Below are 24964 nucleotides of genomic sequence, written 5' to 3'. Positions count from 1 at the left end.
ACTCCGGTCGGTGGGGCGGGTTCCGCCATAGGCTGCCGCCATGTGCGGAATCGTGGGATATGCCGGCGGGCAGTCGGCACTTGATGTGGTGATCGCGGGCCTCAAGAGGCTCGAATACCGGGGCTACGACTCGGCCGGTGTCGCGGTGCTCTCCGACGGGGGGCTCGCCGCGGCCAAGAAGGCGGGCAAGCTCGTCAACCTGGAGAAGGAGCTCGTGGACCGGCCGCTGGCCGGCGGCTCCGTCGGCATCGGACACACCCGCTGGGCCACCCACGGCGGGCCGACCGACGCCAACGCGCACCCGCACCTGGACAACGCCGGGCGCGTCGCCGTCGTCCACAACGGCATCATCGAGAACTTCGCCGCCCTGCGGCAGGAGCTCGCCGAGCGCGGCCACGACCTGCTGTCCGAGACGGACACCGAGGTCGTCGCCCACCTCCTCGCGGAGGAGTTCTCCTCCGCCGGTGACCTGGCCGAGGCCATGCGGCTCGTCTGCCGCCGGCTCGACGGGGCCTTCACCCTGGTCGCCGTGCACGCCGACCAGCCCGACGTGGTCGTCGGCGCCCGCCGGAACTCGCCCCTCGTCGTCGGCGTCGGCGAGGGCGAGAACTTCCTCGCCTCCGACGTGTCCGCGTTCATCGCCCACACCCGCTCGGCGATCGAACTAGGCCAGGACCAGGTCGTCGAACTCACCCGGGACGGCGTCACCGTCACCGACTTCGACGGCTCGCCCGCCGACGTACGGGCCTACCACGTGGACTGGGACGCCTCCGCCGCCGAGAAGGGCGGCTACGACTACTTCATGCTCAAGGAGATCGCCGAGCAGCCCAAGGCCGTCGCCGACACCCTCCTCGGGCGGATCGACGCCGCCGGCCGGCTCACCCTCGACGAGGTGCGCATCCCGGACGCCGTGCTCCGCGAGGCCGACAAGATCGTCATCATCGCGTGCGGCACCGCCTTCCACGCCGGGATGATCGCCAAGTACGCCATCGAGCACTGGACCCGGATCCCCTGCGAGGTCGAGCTCGCCAGCGAGTTCCGCTACCGCGACCCCATCCTCGGCCAGCGCACCCTGGTCATCGCGATCTCCCAGTCCGGCGAGACCATGGACACCCTGATGGCGCTCCGGCACGCCCGCGAGCAGGGCGCCAAGGTGCTCGCCGTCTGCAACACCAACGGCTCGACCATCCCCCGGGAGTCGGACGCCGTGCTCTACACGCACGCCGGACCCGAGGTCGCCGTCGCGTCGACGAAGGCCTTCCTCACCCAGCTCGTCGCCTGCTACCTGCTCGCGCTCTACCTCGGGCAGGTACGGGGCACCAAGTGGGGCGACGAGATCCACGCCGTCGTCCGCGAGCTCGCCCGGATCGGCGACGAGGTCGAGCGGGTCCTGGAGACGATGGAGCCCGTCCGGGCCCTCGCCCGCTCCCTCGCCCACAAAGACACCGTCCTCTTCCTCGGCCGCCACGTCGGGTACCCGGTGGCCCTGGAAGGCGCCCTGAAGCTCAAGGAACTCGCGTACATGCACGCCGAGGGCTTCGCCGCGGGAGAGCTCAAGCACGGCCCGATCGCCCTCATCGAGGAGGACCTCCCGGTCGTCGTGGTCGTCCCCTCGCCCAAGGGCCGCTCCGTCCTCCACGACAAGATCGTCTCCAACATCCAGGAGATCCGGGCCCGCGGTGCCCGCACCATCGTGATCGCGGAAGAGGGCGACGAGACCGTCGTCCCCTACGCCGACCACCTCGTCCGGATCCCGGCCACGCCTACGCTGCTCCAACCGCTGGTCTCCACGGTGCCGCTCCAGGTCTTCGCCTGCGAGCTCGCCACCGCGCGGGGCAACGAGGTGGACCAGCCGCGCAACCTGGCCAAATCCGTGACCGTGGAGTGAGGTAACAAATGATCATCGGGGTGGGGATCGACGTGGCGGAGATCGACCGCTTCGCCGTGTCGATCGAGCGCACGCCGGGGCTGCTCCAGCGCCTCTTCGTCGAGCGCGAACTGCTCCTCCCGAGCGGCGAACGGCGCGGGCCGGCCTCGCTCGCGGTGCGGTTCGCCGCGAAGGAGGCACTGGCGAAGGCGCTCGGCGCGCCGGGCGGGCTGCTCTGGACGGACGCCGAGGTGTACGTCGAGGGGACCGGGCAGCCGCGCCTGCGGGTCAAGGGAACCGTGGCGGCACGGGCGGCGGAGCTCGGCGTGAAGCACTGGCACGTCTCGCTGAGCCACGACGCGGGGGTCGCCTCGGCGGTGGTGATCGCCGAGGCCTGACAGCCACCGGGGCCCGGCCGTCACCCGACGGCCGGGCCCTTCGGCGTGCCCGGGGCCCGGCCGCCCGGCGGTGGGCGGGGTGTGCCGTGGCGGGCGCAGGCGTGGTCGGGCGGCGGTGGGCGGGGTGTGCCGGGCTGGGCGCCGGCGTGGTCGGGCGGGATGGTGGGGCGGGGTGTGCCGTGGCGGGCGCGCGCGTGCCCGGGGGTGTGGGGTGAGCGGCGTGGTCAACGCGGGTGTCCGCGCGGGGGCTTGGGGACTGGGGCAGACTGCGGACATGCGAACCGCTCACCGCGTCGAGACCGTACGGGCCGCGGAGGCCGCCCTCATGGCCCGCCTGCCCGAGGGCACACTCATGCAGCGGGCCGCCGCCGGGCTCGCCGCCGCCTGCTGCTCCCTGCTCGGAAAGGGCCGGGTGTACGGAGCACGGGTCGTCCTGCTCGTCGGCAGCGGCGACAACGGCGGTGACGCGCTGTACGCCGGCGCCCGGCTCGCCCGCCGGGGAGCCGGGGTCACGGCCGTACCGCTCGGGACGCGCACCCATCCGGGCGGGCTCGCGGCCCTCCGGGCGGCCGGCGGCCGGATCGCCGAGGACCCCTTCGAGGCGCTCGCCGTCGCCGACCTCGTCCTCGACGGCATCACCGGCATCGGCGGACACGGCGGGCTCCGGCCCGACGCCGTCCCCGTGGCCCGCGCGGCGCGCGGCTCCGGCGCGGTCGTCGTCGCCGTCGACCTCCCCAGCGGCGTCGACGCCGACACCGGGGAGGTCGCGGGGGAGGCGCTGCGGGCCGACGCGACGATCACCTTCGGCACGTACAAGCCGGGGCTGCTCGTCGACCCCGCCCGGGAGTACGCGGGCGCCCTCCGGCTCGTCGACATCGGCCTCGACGCGACCCTCCCCGGAGTGCCGGACCTGGAGGCGCTCCAGCACCGGGACGTGGCCTGGCTGCTTCCCGCACCGGGTGCCGAGAGCGACAAGTACCGGCGCGGCGTCCTCGGCGTGGTCGCCGGATCGGCCCGCTACCCCGGCGCCGCGGTCCTCGCCGTGGCGGGGGCGCTGCGGGGCGGGGCGGGCGCCGTGCGGTACGTCGGACCCGCGGGCGACGCGGTGATCGCCGCGCACCCCGAGACCCTGGTCCACGCGGGGCCGCCGTCGAAGGCCGGGCGGGTGCAGGCCTGGGTCGTGGGGCCCGGGCTCGGCGACGGACCCGGCCCCGTCGCCGAGGTCCTCGCCGCCGACGTGCCGGTCCTCGTCGACGCCGACGGGCTGCGCGGGCTCGACCCCGCCGCCGTACGGGCCCGCACCGCCCCCACCCTGCTCACCCCGCACGCGGGCGAGGCGGCGGCGCTGCTGGGCGTCGCGCGGGAGGAGGTGGAGGCGGGGCGGCTCGCCGCCGTGCGCGAGCTGGCGGCGCGCTTCGGGGCGACGGTCCTCCTGAAGGGCTCCACGACGCTGGTGTGCGGGCCCGGCGCCGGGCCCGTACGGGTCAACCCGACCGGCACCTCCTGGCTCGCCACCGCCGGCAGCGGCGACGTGCTCTCCGGTCTCGCCGGTTCCCTCCTCGCGGCGGGCCTCCCCGCCCTCGACGCCGGCTCCTGCGGGGCCTACCTCCACGGCCTCGCCGCCCGCCGTGCCTCCGCCGGCGGCGCGCCCGTCACCGCCACCGACGTCGCGAACTCCCTGCGGGACGCCTGGCTGGACGTGACGGCGCCGTCGTAGGCCGTAGGGGGTGGCCTGCCTTCCAGGCCTCGCGCCCGCCCGCTCCTTCCGGCGGGCCCCCCGGTCGGGGGAACCCGTTGGGCCAGGTGTGGGTCCCGGCGCGCCGGGCGGGCGGGGTGGGGCTTGGGTGGGTGGGGTGATCAGGTGGAGAAGCGGTACAGCGACGTCGGTGTTGGTGTTGGCGGCCTCGGTCGTGCTCGGGCCGGGGGCCGCGGCGGACGGGCCGGGGCCGGGTGGGGCCGGGGACGTGCTCGTGCCCGGGGTGGTGGGCGGGGGGCGGTCGGAGTACCCGATGGACACGCCGGACCAGGTGCTGCCGCCGTTGCAGCCGGAGGGGGAGGTGCCGGTGCCGGTTCCGGTGCCCGAGGAGGAGGGCGACGGGCTGGTCGAGTACCTGCCGCGGAGCGCGGTGGGGGCGGCGTGCACGGCGAAGACGGGAACCCATCAGCGGAAGGTGGAACGGCTGCTGGGGCTGAAGGCGGACGGACGGCAGTCGGAGGCGGACTGCAAGGCCATCAGGGCGTTCCAGGTGAAGGAGAAGATCAAGCCGGCGAACGGGTACGCCGGGCCGGTGACATGGGCGCGGGCGGAGCTCCTGGCGGCGCGGAAGTCGCTCGATCCGGGGAAGCGGTGCCCGGTGAAGAAGTACGCGGTGGCGTGTGTGGACCTGGACCGACAGCTCATGTGGGTCCAGAAGGGGAGGAAGGTGACGTACTCCGTGGTCAACATCCGCAGCGGGCGCGTCGGGTACGCCACCCGGACGGGCTGGCACACCGTCTACTGGCGGCACAAGGACCACTGGTCCTCCATCTACGACACCCCGATGCCGTTCGCGCAGTTCTTCAGCGGGGGACAGGCGTTCCACGCCGTCTACGGGCAGCTCGCCACGCCCACCGGGAGCCGGGGCTGCGTCAATCTCGGCTACCGGAACGCGGAGAAACTCTGGGGCGTCCTCCGCAAGGGTGACCGGGTCTACATCTGGGGAAAGCGGCCCGGGAGCTGACACCTGAGAGACTGGGCGCGATGACTGAGACACCGCCGCCCCGCAGAGCCCGCGCCGAGATCGACCTCGCCGCGCTGCGTGCGAACGTCCGCACGCTGCGCGCCCGCGTCGCCCCCCACGTCCGGATCATGGCCGTGGTCAAGGCCGACGCGTACGGACACGGCGCGCTGCGCTGCGCCCGCGCTGCCCTGGACGCGGGTGCGGAGTGGCTGGGGACGGCCACGCCGCACGAGGCGCTCGCGCTGCGCGCCGCGGGGATCACGGACGTTCCGGTGATGTGCTGGCTGTGGACGCCGGGCGACCCGTGGGACCAGGGCATCGAGGCCGGCCTCGACATGTCGGTGAGCGGGATGTGGGCCCTGCGGGAGGTCGTCGCCGCCGCGGAGGCGACCGGCAAGCGGGCGCGGATCCAGCTCAAGGCCGACACCGGGCTCGGGCGCAACGGGTGCCAGCCCGCCGACTGGCCCGAGCTGGTCACCGAGGCGCTCAAGGCCGAGGCGCAGGGGCTCGTGAAGGTGACCGGTCTGTGGTCGCACTTCGCGTGCGCCGACGAGCCGCACCACCCGTCGATCGCGGCGCAGCTGGACGTCTTCCGTTCGATGCTCGACCACGCCGAGAAGGCGGGCGTGGAGCCCGAGGTCCGGCACATCGCCAACTCGCCGGCCACGCTGACGCTTCCCGAGGCCCACTTCGACATGGTCAGGCCGGGCATCGCGGTGTACGGCGTCTCGCCCAGCCCGGAGCTCGGCACCTCCGCCGAGCTCGGGCTGCGGCCGGTCATGTCGCTGAAGGGGAGCGTCGCGCTCGTCAAGCGGGTGCCCGCCGGGCACGGCGTGAGCTACGGGCACCACTACGTCACCGAGGGCGAGACCACCCTGGGCCTCGTCCCGCTGGGCTACGCGGACGGGGTGCCCCGGCACGCGTCGGGCCGCGGACCGGTCCTCGTCGGGGACCGGGTGCGTACGGTCGCGGGGCGGGTCGCCATGGACCAGTTCGTGGTCGACCTCGGCGGCGACACGCCCGAGCCGGGCGCCGAGGCGGTGCTCTTCGGGTCCGGGGAGCGGGGCGAGCCGACCGCCGAGGACTGGGCGGTGGCCGCCGACACCATCGCGTACGAGATCGTGACCCGCATCGGCGCGCGCGTCCCGCGCGTCTACCTGGGCGAATAGAGGGGGCCGGCGTGGGCGAGTCGGGGAGCTGGCGGCGCGCCGGGTTCGCCGGTGCCGCGATAGGCGTCCTGGCCGCCGGTGCGGCGGCCGGGGTCGCCGTCGAGCGGCTCACCGTGGGCCGTTCGGTACGGCAGAAGGCGCGGCTCGCGCTGGACGCCACCGGCCCGTACGGCGGACTGCGCGGCACGCCGGGACGGGCGTCCGCCGACGACGGGACCGTCCTGTACTACGAGGTGGACGAGGTCGAGCCCGACCCGTCGGCCGGTCGCCGCAGGCGCCTCTTCGGGCGGAAGGAACCCGCCCCCGTCACCGTCGTCTTCAGCCACGGCTACTGCCTCAACCAGGACTCCTGGCACTTCCAGCGGGCCGCGCTGCGCGGTCTGGTCCGCAGCGTCCACTGGGACCAGCGCGGCCACGGCCGGTCCGGGCCGGCCGTCGGCCAGGCAGGTCCCGACGCGGGGCCCGTCTCCATCGACCGGCTGGGCCGCGACCTCAAGGCCGTGCTCGACGCGGCCGCGCCCGAGGGGCCGCTCGTGCTGGTCGGGCACTCGATGGGCGGCATGACGGTGATGGCGCTCGCCGAGCGGTACCCCGAACTGATCCGCGACCGGGTCGTCGGCGTCGCCTTCGTCGGCACCTCGGCCGGAAAGCTGGGCGAGGTGTCGTACGGGCTGCCGATCGCCGGCGTCAACGCCGTGCGGCGGGTGCTGCCGGGCGTCCTGCGGGCGCTCGGGTCGCAGGCGGAGCTGGTGGAGCGCGGACGGCGGGCGACCGCCGACCTCTTCGCCGGGCTGATCAAGAAGTACTCGTTCTCCTCGAAGGACGTGGATCCCGCGGTGGCCCGGTTCGCCGAGCGGATGATCGAGGCGACCCCGATCGACGTGGTCGCCGCCTTCTACCCGGCCTTCGCCGAGCACGACAAGACCGCCGCCCTCACCGCCTTCCGCGGCCTCCCGGCGCTGGCCCTGGCCGGTGACAACGACCTGGTGACCCCCGGCTCCCACACCGAGGCCATCGCCGACCTCCTCCCGGACGCCGAGCTGGTCGTCGTCCCCGACGCCGGCCACCTGGTGATGCTGGAGCACCCCGAGGCGGTCACCGACCGGCTGGCGGACCTCCTCGTACGGGCCGGCGCCGTGCCGGAGCCGCCGGGGACGGCGGGGACGGCGGGGACGGCGGCGGCCGCGACGACGGCGGAGAAGACGGGGACCGCGGAGGCCGCGACGACGGCGGCGGCGAGGACGGACCCCCGCAAGAGCTAAGTTGGCGGGTATGGAAGCAGCGCACCCGCCCGTCTCCGGCGCCACCCTCTCGGTCGACTCCCCCCAGCAGATGCAGGAGCTGGGCCGCCGGCTCGCGAAGATCCTCCGCCCCGGCGACCTCGTCATGCTCACCGGCGAGCTCGGCGCCGGGAAGACCACGCTCACCCGGGGCCTCGGCGAGGGACTGGGGGTGCGCGGCGCGGTCACGTCCCCGACGTTCGTCATCGCCCGGGTCCACCCGTCGCTGGTCGGCGGCCCGGCCCTGGTCCACGTGGACGCGTACCGCCTGGGCGGCGGGCTCGACGAGATGGAGGACCTCGATCTCGACGTCTCGCTGCCCGAGTCGGTGGTGGTCGTCGAGTGGGGCGACGGCAAGGTCGAGGAGCTGACCGACGACCGTCTTCACCTGCTCATCCACCGGGTGACCGGCGACACCGACGACGACCGGCGCACGGTCGTGCTGCGCGGGATCGGGGCGCGCTGGGCCGACGAGGACCTCGGCGCGCTCTGAGTCGCGTGCCGCCGTTCGTACGTAGGTTCCGACAACGTGTCGGGAAGGTGTTGCGTGGGTCGTACGAGCCGTGGTCACATGGAGGCACGAACTGGTTAGGTGTACCTAACCTACGGGAGGCATGCATGGCCACGCCTGAGCGCGCGGAACCCGGCCGGGACCACGTCCCGATGAGTGAGCTGCTCGCGTCCTGCGCCGCCGCGCGCGCGCTCTCGACCCCGCCGCCGCAGCCGCCCGAACAGACCGAAGAGGACACCGTGCGGGACGAGGCGGCCTGACGTCGTCCCGCCGTGGGGCACCCGGCGTCGCCCCGCCCTCCGGGGCGGACGTCCGCAGGGCACCCGTCCTCGGGACGCGTGTCGTCAGGGGACGACGACGACCTTCGCGCCGATCACCGCGAACGTCCACAGCACGTCGCCGTCGGCCCGCTTCATGCGGATGCCGCCGGTCTTCCTCGCCGGGTCCGGCGTCGGCGTCGTGCCGTCCACCGCCGCGCTGAAGCCGATCGCCACGTCCTGGTTGCTGGCGAACCGCACCACGTGCTCGATCTGCACGCCGTCGGAACCGCGGACCGAACCCGACCGCGAGGTCACCTTGTACGTCCCCGGCAGCGGGTGGACCGTGCTCGGCATCACCGAGAACGTACGGGTCGCCCTGCCCCTGCCGTCGACCAGCCACACCCGGCGGTCGGTAAGGGCGTACACGACCCGCTCACCGGTGCCCGAGGCCGCCGGCACCGCCAGCGGGTTGCCGGCCGGCTTCTTCGTGCCGCCGCTCGGAGAGACGGAGGGGACGGACGTGCCGGGGGTGAGGGGCTTCGCCGACAGGTCGGCGGGCGCGTTCGCCGAGGCCTGGTAGGCGAGGAAGGCGACCGCGGCGACCGCCGCCGCCGTGAGCCCGGCCACGAATCCCGAGCTGCTCCGTGCCACCGTGCCCACCTCTCGTACGAACGTATCGAAGGGTGACGGTAGCAGCCGCGCGACCGAGGTTCGGGGCGCCGTGCCCGTGGGGCGCCCGGCCGGGCGCGACCGCGGGGCGGCACCCGGTCCGGGAGCCGTAGGCTGTCCGCGTGCTGTTGCTCGCCATGGATACCGCCACCCCCGCCGTCACCGTCGCCCTGCACGACGGCGAGGCCGTCGTCGCCTCGTCGAGCCAGGTCGACGCCCGCCGTCACGGGGAACTGCTGATGCCCGCCGTCGACCGGGTCCTCAAGGAGGCCGGCCTCAAGCTCGACGCGGTCACCGGGATCGTCGTCGGCGTCGGCCCCGGCCCCTACACCGGACTCCGCGTCGGGCTCGTCACGGCCGCGGCCTTCTCCTCCGCGCTCGGCGTGCCCGTCCACGGACTGTGCACCCTCGACGGCCTCGCGTACGCCTCCGGGATCGACGGGCCCTTCGCCGTCGCCACGGACGCGCGCCGCAAGGAGGTCTACTGGGCGCGGTACGAGAACTCCCGCACGCGCGTGACCGACGCGGCCGTCGACCGGCCCGCCGACATCGCCGAGCGGCTCGCCGGCCTCCCGGTCGTCGGCGCGGGCGCCCGTCTCTACCCCGACGCCTTCCCCGACGCCCGCGACCCCGAGCACCAGTCGGCGGCCGCGCTCGCCGGGCTCGCGGCGGAGCGGCTCGCCTCCGGCGGGGACGGCTTCCTCGACCCGCTGCCCCTGTACCTGCGGCGCCCCGACGCACAGGTACCGAAGAACTACAAGGTGGTCACCCCCCAGTGACCGCCGTGCTGCGCGAGATGCGCTGGTGGGACATCGCGCCCGTGCTCGCGCTGGAAGCGGAGCTGTTCCCCGAGGACGCCTGGTCCGAGGGGATGTTCTGGTCCGAGCTCGCGCACACCCGCGGGCCCGGTGCCACCCGGCACTACATCGTCGCGGAGGACACGGCCGGCCGGCTCGTCGGATACGCGGGACTCGCCGCGGCCGGCGGCCTCGGCGACGTGCAGACGATCGCCGTCGCCCGCGACCAGTGGGGCACCGGGCTCGGCGCCCGCCTCCTCACCGACCTGCTCCACCACGCCACCGCCTTCGAGTGCGACGAGGTCCTCCTCGAAGTGCGGGTGGACAACACCCGGGCGCAGAAGCTCTACGAGCGCTTCGGCTTCGAACCCATCGGTTTCCGGCGCGGCTACTACCAGCCCGGGAACGTGGACGCGCTCGTGATGCGACTGACCGTCCAAGGAACAGAGACCGAGATCTGATGTCCGTACCGACCCACGCACCGACCCACGGCTGGAATGACTGATGGCTGCTGACGAACCGCTCGTACTCGGCATCGAGACCTCCTGCGACGAGACCGGCGTCGGCATCGTGCACGGCACGACCCTGCTCGCGGACGCCGTCGCCTCCAGCGTCGACACCCACGCCCGTTTCGGCGGCGTCGTGCCCGAGATCGCCTCCCGCGCCCACCTGGAGGCGATGGTCCCGACGATCGAGCGGGCCCTGAAGACCGCCGGGATCTCCGCGAAGGACCTCGACGGCATCGCCGTCACCGCGGGACCCGGCCTCGCGGGCGCGCTGCTCGTCGGCGTCTCGGCCGCCAAGGCGTACGCGTACGCCCTCGGCAAGCCGCTGTACGGCGTCAACCACCTCGCCTCGCACATCTGCGTCGACCAGCTGGAGCACGGCAAGCTGCCCGAGCCGACGATGGCCCTGCTCGTCTCCGGCGGCCACTCCTCGCTGCTGCTCTCCGCGGACATCACCTCCGACGTGCGCCCGATGGGCGCCACCATCGACGACGCGGCCGGCGAGGCCTTCGACAAGATCGCCCGCGTCCTCGACCTCGGCTTCCCCGGCGGACCGGTCATCGACCGGCTCGCCAAGGAGGGCGACCCGGCCGCCATCGCGTTCCCGCGGGGTCTGAGCGGCTCCCGCGACCCCGCGTACGACTTCTCCTTCTCCGGCCTCAAGACCGCGGTGGCCCGCTGGATCGAGGCGAAGCGGGCGGCCGGCGAGGACGTGCCCGTACGGGACGTGGCCGCGTCCTTCCAGGAGGCGGTCGTGGACGTCCTCACCCGCAAGGCCGTCCGGGCCTGCAAGGACGAGGGCGTCGACCACCTGATGATCGGCGGCGGCGTGGCCGCCAACTCGCGGCTGCGGGCCCTCGCCCAGGAGCGCTGCGAGCGCGCCGGCATCCGGCTGCGGGTGCCCCGGCCCGGCCTGTGCACCGACAACGGCGCGATGGTCGCCGCCCTCGGCTCCGAGATGGTCGCCCGCAACCGGCCGGCCTCCGACCTGGAGCTGTCGGCGGATTCCTCCCTGCCGGTGACCGACCCGCACGTGCCCGGGGCCCACGGACACGATCACGGCCACGACCACGGCCACGACCACGTCCACGAGGTCAGCAAGGAGAACCTGTACCCGTGAGGCTCACCCTCATGTGGGAGGCGCGGGCCGCCCAGGGCCGGGGCGCCGAGCTCCTGGAGTGGGCACGCGCCCGGGTCCTCGCCCGCGAACCGGTCCGCAGGGAGATCTTCCGTGCTCCCCAGGACCGGGTCCTCGTCCTCACCTGGTGGGAGGCGGACGCCTTCGACGCCGAGCTGCCCGAGCTGCCCGAGCCGGACGCCGAGCTGATCACCCGTCCGGTCCACCGCTGGCGCTTCGAATCGGTCGAATAGGCGACACGCGAGCGAAAGTAGAGCAACCTTTCGATCGTTCGGGGCATCCCACACCGCGTGAAGAAGACGATCGCGCTGTGGGCCGCCCTGACCGCCACCGTCCTCCTGGTGACCGGCTGCGCGGCGGAGGACCCCGCCACCGCCCCCGCACCGGAGCGGCCGCCCCGACCCGCGACGACCGCACCGGCGACCGCGCCCACGGCCGGGGACCCGGCCCACGGGTCGCCGGCCGCGCCCGGGGGCGCCGTGGCCGCCGCGTACCGGAAGTGGGGGCTGAAGCCCTTCCCGGCGCCGCCCGCGCCGCCCGCGGTCAAGCCGGTCGTCCGGCGGCCGGGCGAGCCGGTCCCCGTCATCAGCGAGATTCCGACCACCGAGAAGATCGTGTTCCTCACGTTCGACGACGGTGCCGAGAAGGACCCCCGGTTCGTCACGATGATGGACGAGCTCAAGGTGCCCTTCACGATGTTCCTGACCGACTCCGTCATCCGCGCCGACTACGGGTACTTCGCCCCGCTCGCCGCCCAGGGCCACGGCGTCGCCAACCACACGCTCACCCACCCCGACCTGCGCACCCTCTCGCAGGAGGCCCAGCGCCGGGAGATCTGCGGCCAGCAGGAGAAGCTCGCGCGGCGGTACGGCACCACCCCCCGCCTCCTCCGCCCGCCCTACGGCAACTGGAACGAGGCCACCCGCGCGGCGGCGGGGCAGTGCGGCATCGACGCGATCGTCCTGTGGCGCGAGTCCATGCAGATCCAGAACATGCGCTACCAGCGCGGCGACCGGAAGCTCCACCCCGGCGACATCATCCTCGCCCACTTCCGCGGCCCATCCGAGCTCAAGGGCCGCACCATGACCGAGATGACGGCCACCATGCTCCGCCGCATCCAGGAGCAGGGCTTCACCGTGGCCCGCCTGGAGGACTACGTCTGAGATTCCTCCCGGCGCGGTGTCGATGCGGGCCCGGCCCGTTCGACGTATGTGTGGAAGGCGGGGAACGGCCCCGCCGCCGCACCACCGAGGAGCCGTCATGCCCCGCTTCCTGTCCCTCGTCCGCATCGAGGAGAACACCATCGACATGGAGAGCGCCGACCCCGGCTTCGAGGAGCGGATGGGCGCGCTCTTCGAGGAGATCACCAAGGCCGGCGCCATGCTGGACACGGCGGGGCTCAAGCCGACCGCCGAGGCCACCCGGATCAGCTGGTCGGACGGGAACCTGTCCTACACCGACGGGCCGTTCACCGAGACCAAGGAGGTCGTCGGCGGCTACGCCATGCTCCAGTGCAAGGACATGGCCGAGGCCGTCGAGTGGGGGAAGCGCTTCCTGGCCGTCCACCCGCCGCACTGGAAGGTCGGCCTGGAGGTCCGCGAGGTCGAGGAGATGCCGGGCGCCTGAGCACGGATGTGCTGTCATGTGAGCCGTGACGGTGCAGAGCACGCTGGAGACGGTCTTCCGGATGGAGTCCGCGCGGATCATCGCGACGGTGGCGCGGATCGTCCGCGACGTCGGCATCGCCGAGGAGATCGCCCAGGACGCGCTCGTCTCCGCCCTTGAGCAGTGGCCGCGGTCAGGCGTCCCGGAGCGGCCGGGCGCCTGGCTCACGGCCACCGCCAAGCACCGTGCCGTCGACCTCGTGCGGCGGCGCGAGACGTACGCCAGGAAGCTCGCGGAGGTGGGCAGGACGCTCTCCGAGGAGTCGTACGACCCGGAGCCCCCGGGCCCCGGCGACATCGACGACGACGTGCTGCGGCTGATCTTCACCACCTGCCACCCCGTGCTCTCCGCCGCCGCGCGGGCCGCGCTGACGCTGCGGCTCGTCGGCGGGCTCCGCACGGACGAGATCGCCCGCGCGTTCCTGGTGCCGGAGGCGACCGTCGCGGCCCGCGTCACGCGCGCCAAGCGGACCCTCGCGAAGGCGGGCGTGGAGTTCGAGGTGCCCTACGGGGAGGACCGGGCGGCCAGGCTCGGCTCCGTCCTGGAGGTCATCTACCTGATCTTCAACGAGGGGTACGCGGCGACCGCGGGCGACGACCTGGTCCGGCCCGGTCTGTGCGAGGACGCGCTGCGGCTCGCCCGGGTCCTCGCCGCCCTCGTGCCCGCGGAGGGCGAAGCGCAGGGCCTGGTCGCGCTCCTCGAACTCCAGGCGTCCCGCACGGCCGCCCGCACCGGGCCCGACGGGCGGCCGGTGCTCCTCGCCGAGCAGAACCGGCGGCGCTGGGACCGGCTCCTCATCCGGCGGGGCTTCGCCGCCCTGGAGCGGGCCGGGGACGGCCGCACCTACGGGCCGTACGCCCTCCAGGCCGCGATCGCCGCCTGCCACGCGCGGGCGGCCTCGTACGAGGACACGGACTGGGCGACGATCGCGGCGCTGTACGGCCGGCTCGGCGCCCTCGCGCCCTCCCCGGTCGTCGAACTGAACCGCGCCGTCGCCGTGTCGATGACCGAGGGCCCCGCCGCCGCCCTCCCCCTCGTCGACGCCCTCGCCGCCGAACCGGCCCTGGCCCGCTACCACTTGCTGCCGAGCGTCCGCGGCGACCTGCTGGCCCGCCTCGGCCGCACGGCGGAGGCGCGCGCGGAGTTCGAGCGCGCCGCCGCACTCACCCGCAACGAGAGCGAACGGGCCCTGCTGAGGGCCAGGGGGAGGGAGTTGGGGGAGGCGCGGCAGGGAGGCCCTTCACGGGCCCCCGGGGGCGACGCTTAGGGTGCTGGGCATGTCCCCGCGTACTCCGCTGCCTCCGCCGCCCCCGCCCGCCGAGCTCCAGAGCTGGCCCGACCGGGAGGCGCGTATCGCCGACCGGGCGCTGGCGCTGGACGAGTTGGGGCGGCGGCTGCTCGGCCCGGGGCGCCTGGTGACGTTCCTGGCGTGGTGCGCGCTGCTCGAACTGGGCTGGGGGCTGGTCGGGGTGCTGCTGACCTCGATCGGCGGACCGCTGCTCGACCCGCTCACACTGCTGACGGGCGTCTTCGCGTCGGCCCTCGGCATCGGCATCCTCGTCCCGGCCGTGTGGCTGACCGTCCGCGCGCTGCGGCGCGACCGTACCGCGCGCGAGCTGCTCGTCCGGTGGGCGGCCCTGGACCGGCACGGCCCGACGGACGCCCGGCTGCGCGCCCCCGCCCGGAGCGCCTGCTGGCTGCTGCTGTCCTTCGCGATGTGCGCGCTCGGACTCTGGCTGGGCTTCGCCGTGCCCGCGGGCGCCCGGTGGGAGGACGGCGGCTACGGCCTGGTCGCGTACGGCATGGGCGCCGCCCTGATCCTCTGGGTCACGGGCCTCACCGGCCTGACGAAGGCCGTCGGCCACTACCGCTTCGCGGTGCGGCTCACCGGCCCCCGCTGGCCGGCCGGCCGATCAGCATCGTCGGGGCTCCCGCGACCCGAGTGAGCAGTACCGTCGCCGAGTGGGGGCCCTTGGGCTTCACCTTGCGCCGGATCTCCTCGGGCTCGACCGCGGAGCCGCGCTTCTTCACCGTCAGGGTGCCGACCTCGCGCTCCCGCAGCAGGGCCTTCAGCTTCTTCAGGTTGAAGGGGAGTTCGTCGGTGATCTCGTAGGCGGCGGCGTACGGGGTGGGGGTGAGCGCGTCCGCCGTGACGTACGCGATCGTCTCGTCGATCAGGCCCCCGTCCAGCTCCTCCGCGACCTCGGCGACGAGGTGGGCGCGGATGACGGCGCCGTCCGGCTCGTACAGGTAGCGGCCGACCGGCCGGACCGCCGGGTCGGGCAGGCCCCGGCCGGCGAGCCCGGCGCCGGAGGGCAGCAGGGTGGCGCGGCGGGCGCCCGGCTCCGTGCCGAACCAGATCACGGCCTCCTTCACGTCCCCGCCGTCCGAGATCCACTCGGCCTCGGCGTCCTCGGGGACGGCCTCGTGCGGGATGCCCGGTGCCACCTTCAGGGCGGCGCGCGGGGCCTTGCGGGCCGCCTCGACGGCCCAGGACAGCGGCGGGGAGTACGCCTCCGGGTCGAAGATCCTGCCCCGGCCGCCGCGCCGCGCCGGGTCGACGAAGACCGCGTCGTACGGGCTGGTGTCGATCTCGGTCACGTCCGCGCAGCGGACCTCGATGAGCTCCGCGAGACCGAGCGCCTCGGCGTTGGCGCGGGCCACCTCGGCGGTCAGCGGGTCGCGGTCGACGGCGAGGACGGAGATCCCGGCGCGGGCGAGGGCGATGGCGTCGCCGCCGATGCCGGAGCAGAGGTCGGCGACGCTCGTGACGCCGAGCGCCTTCATGCGGCCGGCCCGGTAGGCGCCGACCGAGGCGCGGGTCGACTGCTCGACGCCGTGGGGCGTGAAGTACATCCGGTACGCGTCCTCGGCCCCGAACTTCGCCACCGCCCGCTGCCGCAGCCGGGCCTGGCCGAGCGCGGCGGTGACGAGCTCGGCCGGGTGGTCGCGGCGCAACCGGGAGGCGACCGCCAGCTCCTGGGCGGGGTCGTAGTCGCGCAGGGCGGTGAGGAGCGTCTGCCCCTCGGGGCCGAGCAGGGGGGCGAAGGAGGCGAGGTCGGTCACCCGTCCCATTGTGGGCCCTGCGCCGCTGTGGGCCGGCCGGGGGACGGTGGGGCCGTGCGGCGGTGTCGCGGCCCTGAATGGCGCTTCCGCGCTGACAGGATGCGGCGCCATGCAGCTCGTACGACAAAAGGAAGAATCTATGGTGATCGGCGCGCCCCCCTCCCGTCGGACCCTCGGGGCCGCCCTCCTCGTCGCCGCCCTCGCCACCACCGCCACGGCCTGCTCCGGCGCCGCCGGCCCGGACGACGACGCCCCGCCCCCCGCCGCCGGACAACAGGCCAAGGAGCAGAACGCCTCCGGCGCGCTCAACGCCTACCTCGACCGGGTCCGCAAGGAGCGCGCCGCCCGCGTCCTCGCCGCCAGGAAGTGGGGTCTCGCCCGCCCGCCGCTCGAAGCGCCGGCCCCGCCCGCCGTCAAGCCGAAGATCACCACCCGCAAGGGCTTCGAGACCGACGGAGAGGGCCTCCCGCCCGTCTTCACCACCGTGCCGACCAAGCAGAAGGTCGTCTTCCTCACCATCGACGACGGCGCCGAGAAGGACCCCGACCTGCTGCGGATGATGAACGACCTCCGCATCCCCTACAGCGCCTTCCTCAGCGACTACGTCGTCAAGGACGACTACGGCTACTTCGCCAGGATGCAGAAGTCGCAGAAGTCCGGGGTGTCCCTGCACAACCACACCCTCAACCACCGCTACCTGCCGGGGCTCTCGTACAAGCAGCAGAAGCACGAGATCTGCGGGATGCAGGACGTCATCGAGAAGCGGTTCGGCAAGCGGCCCCCGCTCTTCCGCCCGCCGTACGGCAACTACAACGAGGACACCCTGCGCGCCGCCAGGTCCTGCGGCGTCAAGGCGGTCCCGCTGTGGGCCTCCGAGGCCTTCCCCGACCACATGGAGTGGCGCGAGTGGGACCGGGACCTCCACCCCGGCGACATCGTGCTCACGCATTTCCGGGGCAAGGGGGACTGGAAGGGCACGATGCCGGACATGATCCGCCGGGTGATGAACGTGATCACCTCGAAGGGGTACGCCGTCGCGAAGCTCGAGGACTACGTGTGAGAACTCCGGCCCGGCACCTGGTCGCCGCCCTCTCCGTGACCGGCGCGCTCCTCGCCCTCCCCGCCTGCGCCTCCTCCGTCGACCCGATCGAACGGCTGGGCCGCAAGGCGGCGGAACGGGTGAGCCCCCGCCCCGCCCCGGCGCGCCAGGCCCTGGAGGTCCGGGAAGCCGCGAGGACCCGGGAGGCGGCGGAGGTCCGGGAAGGGCGGGAGACCCGGCAGGCGGGGGAGGTCCGTGAGGTGGGCGGGACGGTGGACGGGAAGGGCTGCGGGGAGCGGAGGAAGGCCTCGGCCGAACCCCGTCCCGTCACGCCACGGAGCGATGAATTGGCACTCCGCTTGACCGAGTGCTAATCGCGGTCATAGTCTCGGCTCTGGCACTCCCCACTGGAGAGTGCCAACACAGCGACGGGCAGGTCCGGCACCCGCGACGACGGATCCACCTGGTTCGCCACCTCAGACAGTTAACCCCGTGAGATCTCCGAAGGGGGAGGTCGGATCGTGACGACCACCAGCTCCAAGGTTGCCATCAAGCCGCTCGAGGACCGCATTGTGGTCCAGCCGCTCGACGCCGAGCAGACCACCGCCTCTGGCCTGGTCATTCCGGACACCGCCAAGGAGAAGCCCCAGGAGGGCGTCGTCCTGGCCGTGGGCCCGGGCCGCTTCGAGAACGGCGAGCGTCTGCCGCTCGACGTCAAGACCGGCGACATCGTGCTGTACAGCAAGTACGGCGGCACCGAGGTGAAGTACAGCGGCGAGGAGTACCTCGTCCTCTCGGCTCGCGACGTGCTCGCGATCGTCGAGAAGTAATTCTCCGAAGTACCGAAGTACCTGAAGCAGATGCTTTGAGCTGCGCCCCGAGGCCCCTTCCCAGGCGCCCCGGGGCGCGGTTCGTTCCACCCGAATCCGAGAGGGCTGAACCGCTCCCATGGCGAAGATCCTGAAGTTCGACGAGGACGCCCGTCGCGCCCTTGAGCGCGGCGTCAACAAGCTTGCCGACACGGTCAAGGTGACGATCGGCCCCAAGGGCCGCAACGTCGTCATCGACAAGAAGTTCGGCGCCCCCACCATCACCAACGACGGTGTCACGATCGCCCGCGAGGTCGAGATCGACGACCCGTACGAGAACCTCGGCGCCCAGCTGGTGAAGGAGGTGGCGACCAAGACCAACGACATCGCGGGTGACGGCACCACCACCGCCACCGTGCTCGCCCAGGCCCTGGTCCGCGAGGGTCTGCGCAACGTCGCCGCCGGCGCCTCCCCGGCCGCCCTGAAGAAGGGCATCGACGCCGCCGTCAAGGCCGTCTCCGACGAGCTGCTCGCCACCGCGCGCCCGATCGAGGACAAGTCCGACATCGCCGCCGTCGCCGCGCTCTCCGCGCAGGACCAGCAGGTCGGCGAGCTCATCGCCGAGGCGATGGACAAGGTCGGCAAGGACGGTGTCATCACCGTCGAGGAGTCCAACACCTTCGGCCTGGAGCTCGACTTCACCGAGGGCATGGCCTTCGACAAGGGCTACCTGTCCCCGTACATGGTCACCGACCAGGAGCGTATGGAGGCCGTCCTCGACGACCCGTACATCCTGATCAACCAGGGCAAGATCTCCTCGATCCAGGACCTGCTGCCCATCCTGGAGAAGGTCATCCAGGCCGGCGCCAGCAAGCCGCTGCTGATCATCGCCGAGGACGTCGAGGGCGAGGCCCTGTCGACCCTGGTCGTCAACAAGATCCGTGGCACCTTCAACGCCGTGGCCGTCAAGGCCCCCGGCTTCGGCGACCGCCGCAAGGCGATGCTCGGCGACATGGCCACCCTCACCGGTGCCACCGTCATCGCCGAGGAGGTCGGCCTCAAGCTCGACCAGGCCGGTCTCGACGTGCTGGGCACCGCGCGCCGCGTGACCATCACCAAGGACTCCACCACCATCGTCGACGGTGGCGGCAACGCCGAGGACATCTCCGGCCGCGTCGGCCAGATCAAGGCCGAGATCGAGTCCACGGACTCCGACTGGGACCGCGAGAAGCTCCAGGAGCGCCTCGCGAAGCTGGCCGGCGGCGTGTGCGTCATCAAGGTCGGCGCCGCCACCGAGGTGGAGCTGAAGGAGAAGAAGCACCGTCTGGAGGACGCCATCTCCGCGACCCGCGCCGCGGTCGAGGAGGGCATCGTCTCCGGTGGTGGCTCCGCTCTGGTCCACGCCGTCAAGGTCCTCGAGGGCAACCTCGACAAGACCGGCGACGAGGCCACGGGTGTCGCGGTCGTCCGCCGCGCCGCCGTCGAGCCGCTGCGCTGGATCGCCGAGAACGCCGGCCTCGAGGGCTACGTCATCACCTCGAAGGTGGCGGAGCTCGACAAGGGCCAGGGCTTCAACGCCGCCACCGGCGAGTACGGCGACCTGGTCAAGGCCGGCGTCATCGACCCGGTCAAGGTGACGCGCTCCGCCCTGGAGAACGCCGCCTCCATCGCCTCCCTCCTCCTCACCACCGAGACCCTCGTCGTGGAGAAGAAGGAAGAGGAGCCGGCGGACGCGGGCCACGGCCACGGCCACGGTCACTCCCACTGAGGCACCTGACTGACCACCGAGGCCCGGTGCTCCCGTCGCGGGAGCACCGGGCCTCGTGCTTCTCGCCCGTTCCTACCCCTCCACGGCGCCGAGCTGCCCCATCAGGCCGAGCAGGTCGTACTGCCACCATCCCTCGGCGATCTTCCCGTCGTCCCGGAAGCGGTGGATGACCGTGCCGGTCATCGTCACCTCCATGCCGGTCGGCTGGAGCCCCATGAAGTCCCCGGTGTGGCTGCCCCGCCACGTCCAGCGGGTGCAGACCCGGTCGCCCTCGGCGATCTGGTCGTCGACGGTGAAGGCGAAGTCGAAGCCGCCCCGCCACATCCCCACCTCGCGCCGGACGGCGTCCATGCCCATGACGTCCTGCTCGTTCACCGGGTCGTGATCGTGGTAGCCCTCGGCCAGCACCTCGTCGAGCAGCGCGAGTTCCGGCTCGGTCGCCAGCATCTCCATCAGCCGCCGCGCGTTGTTCTTGTACAACGCCTCGTCCCGCACCACGTCCAGGTCCGTGAACGTCGGCATCTCGTCGCAGAGCGCGACCATCTCGCGGAAGATCCGGTCGGTCTCCGGGAGCTGCGAGTTCCGCATGGCCACGTCGTACGAGGGGAACTCCACGATCTCCACGACGTGCGACGCGTCGGACCGGTCCTTCCCGACCATGCTGTGCGTCGCCGTCCGCTTGCCCTCGGTCCGCTCCACCCACTGATCCATGAGCCGGTTGAGGTCGTCGACCCGGCTGGTCCTGCAGTCGATGATCTGTACGAAAGTCATGACGCCTCCCGACCGTGGTGGGAACCCTTTCAGTCTAGGTTGGGCGCATGGAGCGGGCAGGGGGAGAACGTTCGGTCGCCGTCCACAACGGCGCGGGCATCGTGGTCGTCGGTGACGGCAACCGGATCGGAGCACCGGAACGGACGCCGGTCCGCTCGGCCTACCGGCAGCATGTGCGCAGGATCGCCCCCGCGGAACTCGTCGACCGCGAAGGCGAGTTGGCGGAGCTCGCGGCCTTCTGCCGGCGGACCGGCGCCGGGCCCGCCTACCTGTGGTGGCGGGCGGAGGCCTGGGCGGGCAAGACGGCCCTGCTGTCCTGGTTCGCGCTCGACCCGCCGCCGGGAACGCGGATCGTCCCCTTCTTCGTCACGGCCCGGCTCGGCGCCCAGAACGACGTCGCCGCGTACGTGGACGTCGTCCTGGAACAGCTGGCGGAGCTCGCCGGCGAGGACCTCCCCGCCCTCCTGACGGCCGCCACCCGCGAGGCCCACCTGCTGCGCCTGTACTCAGCGGCCGCCGAGGCCTGTGCCGCCCGCGGCGAGCGGCTGGTCCTCCTCGTCGACGGTCTGGACGAGGACCGGGGCGTGACGACCGGCCCGGACGCCCACTCGATCGCCTCCCTCCTCCCGTACGACCTGCCCGTCATCGTCTCCGGCCGCCTCAACCCGCCCCTGCCGGCCGACGTTCCGGAGGACCACCCGCTCCGGGACCCGGAGGCCGTACGCGTCCTCGTCCCGTCCCCGAGGGCCCGCGCGATCCGGACGGAGGCGGAACGCGAGCTGAAGCGCCTCATCGAGGCCGGCGGACTCCCGTACGAACTCCTCGGGCTGCTGACCGCCGCCGGCGGCGGCCTCACCGCTGACGACCTCGCGGACCTGACGGGCGGGATCCCGTACCGGGTCAAGGACGTGCTCAGGACCGGCCCGGGACGGACGTTCGCGGTACGCGGCGACGCGTACCTGCTCGCACACGAGGAACTGGTCGCGGGAGCACGGGAGATGCTGGGCGAGCGGGAGCTCGGCCGGTGGCGGTCGGTGCTGCACGCCTGGGCGGACCGCCGGCGGGAGGACGGCTGGCCGGACGGGACCCCGGACTACCTGCTGCACGGGTACGTGCCGATGCTGCGCGCGGCCGGGGACGTGGAGCGGCTGGTGTCCTGCGCGGCCGACGAACGGCGCCACGCACGGCTGCTGGCCGTGACGGGCGGTGACGCGGCGGCGCTGGCCGAGATCGGGGCGGCGGAGGACGCGGTCCTGGGCGCGACCGACCGCGAGGACTCGGTGGCGGCGGCGCTCCGGCTCGCGAGCGGCCGGGCGAAGCTGGTCCGGGACGGCGGAAGGGTGCCGCTCGTGGTGCTCGGCGGCTGGGCGGCCGTCGGCATGCCGGACCGTGCCGTGGCGCTCGCCCGGAGCATGAAGGGAGCGGACGCGGTCGCCGGGCTCTGCACGGTGGCCGGCCGGCTGCTGGACGTGGGGGCTCCGGAACGGGCGGCGGAGGTGGTGGACGAGGCCGAGGAACGGGCGGAGCCCCTGTCGGCCGACGGCTCCTACGACGGTGAACGCGCCGCCATCGCGATCAACCGGCTGCTCGTGCGGCTGGGCGCGTACGACCGCGCCGCGAGGCGACTGCGGACGACCGCCTCCTTCGAGTCGGGCGAGGTCCGGCGCGAACTGGTCGACCGTCTGCTCGCGGCGGGACGGTACGAGGAGGCCGTCGTCCTGGGGAGGGGGGAGCCGGACACCGGGGTCGGGGCCGGCGTGCGGGCCCGGATCGTCGAGGCCCTGATCCGTGCCGGCCGGATCGCCGAGGGGGAGCGCGAGGCCCACCGCCCCACGGCGGAGCCCGGTGCGCGTGCCGTGGTCCTGCTGCGGGCGTCTGCCGCGCTGCGCGAGGCCGGACATCCCGAAGCGGCGGACGCCGCGTCGAAGGCGGGGATGGAGGAGCGCCTGCGCATGGGCCCCCGCAAGTCCGGTGTGTTCCTCACGCCGCTGCTCCGGGCGCTCGTCGCCGTGGGCGAGGTCGAAGCGGCCCGCGCGGACGGTACCGGGGACGAGGCCGTCGCCCTGGCCCTGGTGCTGTTCGAGAACCACCGGTGGGACGAGGCACGGGAGGTCGCCGGGGCCATGGAGGGCACCCGGTGGATCCACGTACGCGCGCGCGGCGCCCGCGAACTGGCCCTGACCGGCGCCGTCGAGCAGGCCGTGGCACTCGCCCCGGCGGGGGAGACGCCCTGGGCGGACCCGTGGCCCGCCATCGCTTCGGCCCTGCTGGCACGCGGGGATCTCGACGCGGTCGTCCCGCTGTGCGGAAGGCTCGTCGAGCCGCCCGACGCGCCGTGGCGCACGGTCGGCGTGCGTTCCGAACGGATCCGGACGCTCGACGCCTTCCTGCGGCGACTGGTCGCCGGGGGCGCGCTGGACCGTGCCCGCGCGGTGGTCGCCGGGATCGAGGAGAACGTGGAGGCGCGCACCGTGTGGGCGGAGGTGCTGTACGGCTCCGGCCGGGTCGCCGAGGCCCGCGCTCTGATCGCGGCGGAGGAGGAGAAGAGCCGGGTGCCCCCGCGCGACGTCCTCGTCGCTGACCTGGTGGCGCTCGCCCGCGCCCTCGCGGAGACCGGCCGGCACGCGGACGCGGCGGACCTCCTCCACCGGGTGGAGGACGAGCCGGGGCTGGACCCCGACCTCGTGGTTCCGGCGGCGCTCGCGGTGGGGCGGACGGAGTGGGCGGAGGCACTCGCCCTGGGGGGAACGGAGGTCCAGCGCCGGTCCCTGCTGCCCCGGGTCGTCGCGGCCCATGCGGGCGAGGGGGCGTTCGACCGGGCCCTGCGGCTCGTCGAGGGGCCGGGTGCCCCACCGGACCTGCTGGTGGAGGCAGCCGTGTCCTTCGCCGCAGCGGGCGCCTGGGAGCACGCGCTGGACCTCGCGTCGAGACGGACCTGGGAACCGGACGTCATGGCGATGTGCGCCCGGATGGCCTGGGAATGCGTACGACAGGACCGTCCCGACCACGCCCGGCAACTCCTGGAGGCCGTCCACGGGTCGGCGGCGGCGGACCGGCCCGTGCCGCTCGACGCCGTGCGCGCGGACCTCGCCCTCGGGAGGAACCTCCGGGCCCTCTTCGCGGCCGATCGCCTGGTGCGGCTGCGACGGCCGGGGCTCACCGAGCTCGCGCTGGTCGTCCAGGGCGCGTACGACGAGGCGCTCGGCTTCTTCCGGTCGACGGCTCCCGCGTTGGCGGGGCGACGACTCGGGGACCTGGTCACCGAGCTGCTGCGGGCCGCCCAGTACGACCGTGCCGCCGCCCTCCTCGACGGCATGCACCACGTGGGCCCGTCCTGCGGCGAGGCGTACGCCCTGCTGGCCCGCGCCGAGCCCGATCCCGTCCGGGCCCGGCGCTGGGCCGTCCTCGCGCTGCGGCTCGGGGACCGGCGGAACGTGCTGCCGGCCGTCCTCGCCGTGGACCCGGGCTCGCTCCCCGTCGCCCTCGCCGAGGCCGAGCGGCTACGCCGAGCGCTGGAGGTCTGAGGCCCGGACCTCGTCCGCGAAGGGTTCGCCGCGCCCGTAGCGGGCGATCTCCTCCAGGGCCTGGTCGGTCATGCGGTGGAGTTCGTTGCCGAGGGAGCCGGCGACGTGGGGGGTGAGGAGGACGTTGGGGAGGGTCCACAGGGGGGAGTCGGGCGTGGGGAGTTCGGGGTCCGTGACGTCGAGGATCGCGTGGAGGCGGCCCGAGACGAGGTGCGGGAGGAGGGCCGTCTCGTCGACGAGGGAGCCGCGGGCCGTGTTGATCAGGGTGGTGCCGTCGGCCATCGCGGCGAGCTGCGCGGGGCCGATCATGCGGTACGTGGAGGGCAGTTGCGGCGCGTGGACGGAGACGACGGAGCTGCGGGCGCAGAGTTCGTCGAGGCCGGCGAGCTCGGCGCCGGGCGGCGGGGTCGTCGCGTACGGGTCGTAGAGGAGGACGTCGCAGTCGAAGGGGCGGAGGAGTTCGATGACGCGGCGGCCGATGCGGGAGGCGCCGACGATGCCGATGGTGCGGCGGTAGTTGCCCCAGGGCGCGGAGCCGGTGAGCCAGGAGTCGTCGGTGCGGAGTTCGGCGTAGCGCTGGGCGGAGCGGAGGACGCCCTTTCCGGCGAAGAGGATCGCGGCGAGGGTGTACTCGGCGACCGGGAGGGCGTTGGCGGCGGCGGCCGAGGTGACGCGGAGGCCGCGGTCCCAGCAGGCGTCGGTGATGTGGTGTTTGACGGAGCCGGCCGCGTGGACGACCGCCTTGAGGCGCGGGGCGCGGTCGAGGACCTCGGCGGTGAGGGGGGTCGCGCCCCAGCAGGTGAGGAGGAGTTCGGCCTCGGCGAGGGCGGCGGTGACGCGGGGGCCGGGGGCGGTCAGGTCGTGGGCGACGAGGTGCGGGTCGGTGCGGGTGAGGGCGGCGAGGCGGTCGCGGTGGGCGCCGGTGAGGAGCCGGTCGGCGACGCCGGGGCCCATCGCGAGGAGGAGGGAGGGGCGGTTGTCAGTGGCGGGGTGCATGGTGGGAACCG

Annotated in this window: 25 protein-coding genes; 21 read left to right on the top strand and 4 right to left on the bottom strand. The window is 73.8% G+C overall.

Annotated elements, in window-relative coordinates:
- The first annotated feature begins 40 nt into the window (after nt 1-40).
- The 8 genes from glmS (at nt 41) to AC067A_RS05840 (ending at nt 8205) form a co-directional block, all read left to right on the top strand.
- Nucleotides 41-1888 carry a glutamine--fructose-6-phosphate transaminase (isomerizing) gene (gene glmS, locus AC067A_RS05875; RefSeq protein ID WP_478615087.1) on the top strand — a complete coding sequence of 616 codons (1848 nt, stop codon included), beginning with the start codon at nt 41-43 and terminating at the stop codon, nt 1886-1888.
- 8 nt (nt 1889-1896) lie between these two features.
- Entirely contained in the window at nt 1897-2265 is a 369-nt protein-coding gene (locus AC067A_RS05870; RefSeq protein WP_362564189.1) for a holo-ACP synthase, read from the top strand.
- Nucleotides 2266-2539: 274 nt separating this feature from the next.
- A complete protein-coding gene (locus tag AC067A_RS05865; protein WP_478615084.1) occupies nt 2540-3982 on the top strand; it encodes an NAD(P)H-hydrate dehydratase in 1443 nt (480 codons plus the stop codon).
- 292 nt (nt 3983-4274) lie between these two features.
- Entirely contained in the window at nt 4275-4985 is a 711-nt protein-coding gene (locus AC067A_RS05860) for a L,D-transpeptidase (RefSeq protein WP_478615081.1), read from the top strand.
- 20 nt (nt 4986-5005) lie between these two features.
- Nucleotides 5006-6154 carry an alanine racemase gene (gene alr / locus AC067A_RS05855; protein ID WP_478615079.1) on the top strand — a complete coding sequence of 383 codons (1149 nt, stop codon included), beginning with the start codon at nt 5006-5008 and terminating at the stop codon, nt 6152-6154.
- Between the two features lie 11 nt (nt 6155-6165).
- A complete protein-coding gene (locus AC067A_RS05850; protein ID WP_478615077.1) occupies nt 6166-7416 on the top strand; it encodes an alpha/beta fold hydrolase in 1251 nt (416 codons plus the stop codon).
- A gap of 10 nt (nt 7417-7426) precedes the next feature.
- Complete coding sequence (gene tsaE, locus AC067A_RS05845) at nt 7427-7927, top strand: tRNA (adenosine(37)-N6)-threonylcarbamoyltransferase complex ATPase subunit type 1 TsaE (RefSeq protein WP_478615074.1); 501 nt, start codon at nt 7427-7429, stop codon at nt 7925-7927.
- A 125-nt stretch (nt 7928-8052) separates the two neighbouring features.
- Nucleotides 8053-8205, top strand: a complete 153-nt coding sequence (locus AC067A_RS05840) for a hypothetical protein (RefSeq protein WP_478615071.1) — start codon at nt 8053-8055, stop codon at nt 8203-8205.
- Between the two features lie 84 nt (nt 8206-8289).
- Here AC067A_RS05840 and AC067A_RS05835 read toward each other — a convergent pair whose 3' ends face one another.
- A complete protein-coding gene (locus tag AC067A_RS05835) occupies nt 8290-8856 on the bottom strand; it encodes a hypothetical protein (RefSeq protein ID WP_478615069.1) in 567 nt (188 codons plus the stop codon).
- 140 nt (nt 8857-8996) lie between these two features.
- Between AC067A_RS05835 and tsaB the strand changes: the two genes are divergently transcribed.
- The 8 genes from tsaB (at nt 8997) to AC067A_RS05795 (ending at nt 14926) form a co-directional block, all read left to right on the top strand.
- Entirely contained in the window at nt 8997-9653 is a 657-nt protein-coding gene (tsaB, locus tag AC067A_RS05830) for a tRNA (adenosine(37)-N6)-threonylcarbamoyltransferase complex dimerization subunit type 1 TsaB (RefSeq protein WP_478615067.1), read from the top strand.
- A gap of 17 nt (nt 9654-9670) precedes the next feature.
- A complete protein-coding gene (gene rimI, locus AC067A_RS05825) occupies nt 9671-10132 on the top strand; it encodes a ribosomal protein S18-alanine N-acetyltransferase (RefSeq protein WP_478615643.1) in 462 nt (153 codons plus the stop codon).
- Nucleotides 10133-10175: 43 nt separating this feature from the next.
- Entirely contained in the window at nt 10176-11297 is a 1122-nt protein-coding gene (gene tsaD, locus AC067A_RS05820; protein WP_478615064.1) for a tRNA (adenosine(37)-N6)-threonylcarbamoyltransferase complex transferase subunit TsaD, read from the top strand.
- 11 nt (nt 11298-11308) lie between these two features.
- A complete protein-coding gene (locus AC067A_RS05815) occupies nt 11309-11548 on the top strand; it encodes a hypothetical protein (protein ID WP_478615640.1) in 240 nt (79 codons plus the stop codon).
- Nucleotides 11549-11605: 57 nt separating this feature from the next.
- The gene (locus tag AC067A_RS05810; protein ID WP_478615062.1) at nt 11606-12478 is read left to right on the top strand and encodes a polysaccharide deacetylase family protein; all 873 of its coding nucleotides are present in this window, start codon (nt 11606-11608) and stop codon (nt 12476-12478) included.
- 97 nt (nt 12479-12575) lie between these two features.
- Complete coding sequence (locus AC067A_RS05805) at nt 12576-12941, top strand: YciI family protein (protein WP_478615059.1); 366 nt, start codon at nt 12576-12578, stop codon at nt 12939-12941.
- Between the two features lie 61 nt (nt 12942-13002).
- Nucleotides 13003-14247 carry an RNA polymerase sigma factor gene (locus AC067A_RS05800; protein ID WP_478615638.1) on the top strand — a complete coding sequence of 415 codons (1245 nt, stop codon included), beginning with the start codon at nt 13003-13005 and terminating at the stop codon, nt 14245-14247.
- A gap of 10 nt (nt 14248-14257) precedes the next feature.
- Nucleotides 14258-14926 carry a hypothetical protein gene (locus AC067A_RS05795; protein WP_478615056.1) on the top strand — a complete coding sequence of 223 codons (669 nt, stop codon included), beginning with the start codon at nt 14258-14260 and terminating at the stop codon, nt 14924-14926.
- Here the strand turns inward: AC067A_RS05795 and AC067A_RS05790 are convergent.
- Nucleotides 14865-16055, bottom strand: coding sequence for a class I SAM-dependent methyltransferase (locus AC067A_RS05790; RefSeq protein WP_478615054.1), 1191 nt, complete (start codon nt 16053-16055; stop codon nt 14865-14867). The genes AC067A_RS05795 and AC067A_RS05790 overlap by 62 nt on opposite strands.
- A gap of 130 nt (nt 16056-16185) precedes the next feature.
- Here AC067A_RS05790 and AC067A_RS05785 point away from each other — a divergent pair, with 130 nt between their 5' ends.
- The 4 genes from AC067A_RS05785 to groL all read left to right on the top strand — a co-directional run bounded on the left by AC067A_RS05785 (nt 16186) and on the right by groL (nt 19662).
- On the top strand, nt 16186-17106 hold the full coding sequence (locus tag AC067A_RS05785; RefSeq protein WP_478615051.1) for a polysaccharide deacetylase family protein: 921 nt from the start codon (nt 16186-16188) through the stop codon (nt 17104-17106).
- On the top strand, nt 17103-17459 hold the full coding sequence (locus AC067A_RS05780; protein WP_478615049.1) for a hypothetical protein: 357 nt from the start codon (nt 17103-17105) through the stop codon (nt 17457-17459). Before AC067A_RS05785 ends, AC067A_RS05780 begins: the two co-directional genes overlap by 4 nt.
- Nucleotides 17460-17606: 147 nt before the next feature.
- Nucleotides 17607-17915, top strand: coding sequence for a co-chaperone GroES (gene groES, locus AC067A_RS05775; RefSeq protein WP_010471835.1), 309 nt, complete (start codon nt 17607-17609; stop codon nt 17913-17915).
- Between the two features lie 118 nt (nt 17916-18033).
- Nucleotides 18034-19662, top strand: coding sequence for a chaperonin GroEL (gene groL / locus AC067A_RS05770; protein ID WP_478615046.1), 1629 nt, complete (start codon nt 18034-18036; stop codon nt 19660-19662).
- 72 nt (nt 19663-19734) lie between these two features.
- Here groL and AC067A_RS05765 read toward each other — a convergent pair whose 3' ends face one another.
- Nucleotides 19735-20433, bottom strand: a complete 699-nt coding sequence (locus tag AC067A_RS05765; protein WP_478615043.1) for an ester cyclase — start codon at nt 20431-20433, stop codon at nt 19735-19737.
- A gap of 47 nt (nt 20434-20480) precedes the next feature.
- Here AC067A_RS05765 and AC067A_RS05760 point away from each other — a divergent pair, with 47 nt between their 5' ends.
- Nucleotides 20481-23957, top strand: a complete 3477-nt coding sequence (locus tag AC067A_RS05760; RefSeq protein ID WP_478615040.1) for a hypothetical protein — start codon at nt 20481-20483, stop codon at nt 23955-23957.
- Here AC067A_RS05760 and AC067A_RS05755 read toward each other — a convergent pair.
- A complete protein-coding gene (locus tag AC067A_RS05755) occupies nt 23934-24953 on the bottom strand; it encodes a hydroxyacid dehydrogenase (protein WP_478615037.1) in 1020 nt (339 codons plus the stop codon). The two genes, AC067A_RS05760 and AC067A_RS05755, sit on opposite strands and share 24 nt — an antisense overlap.
- Nucleotides 24954-24964 lie beyond the last annotated feature (11 nt).

Source organism: Streptomyces sp. NPDC043176 (genome assembly GCF_056436715.1).
Note: the sequence above shows the minus strand (reverse complement) of the source record. Positions and strands in the feature narration are given on the sequence as shown.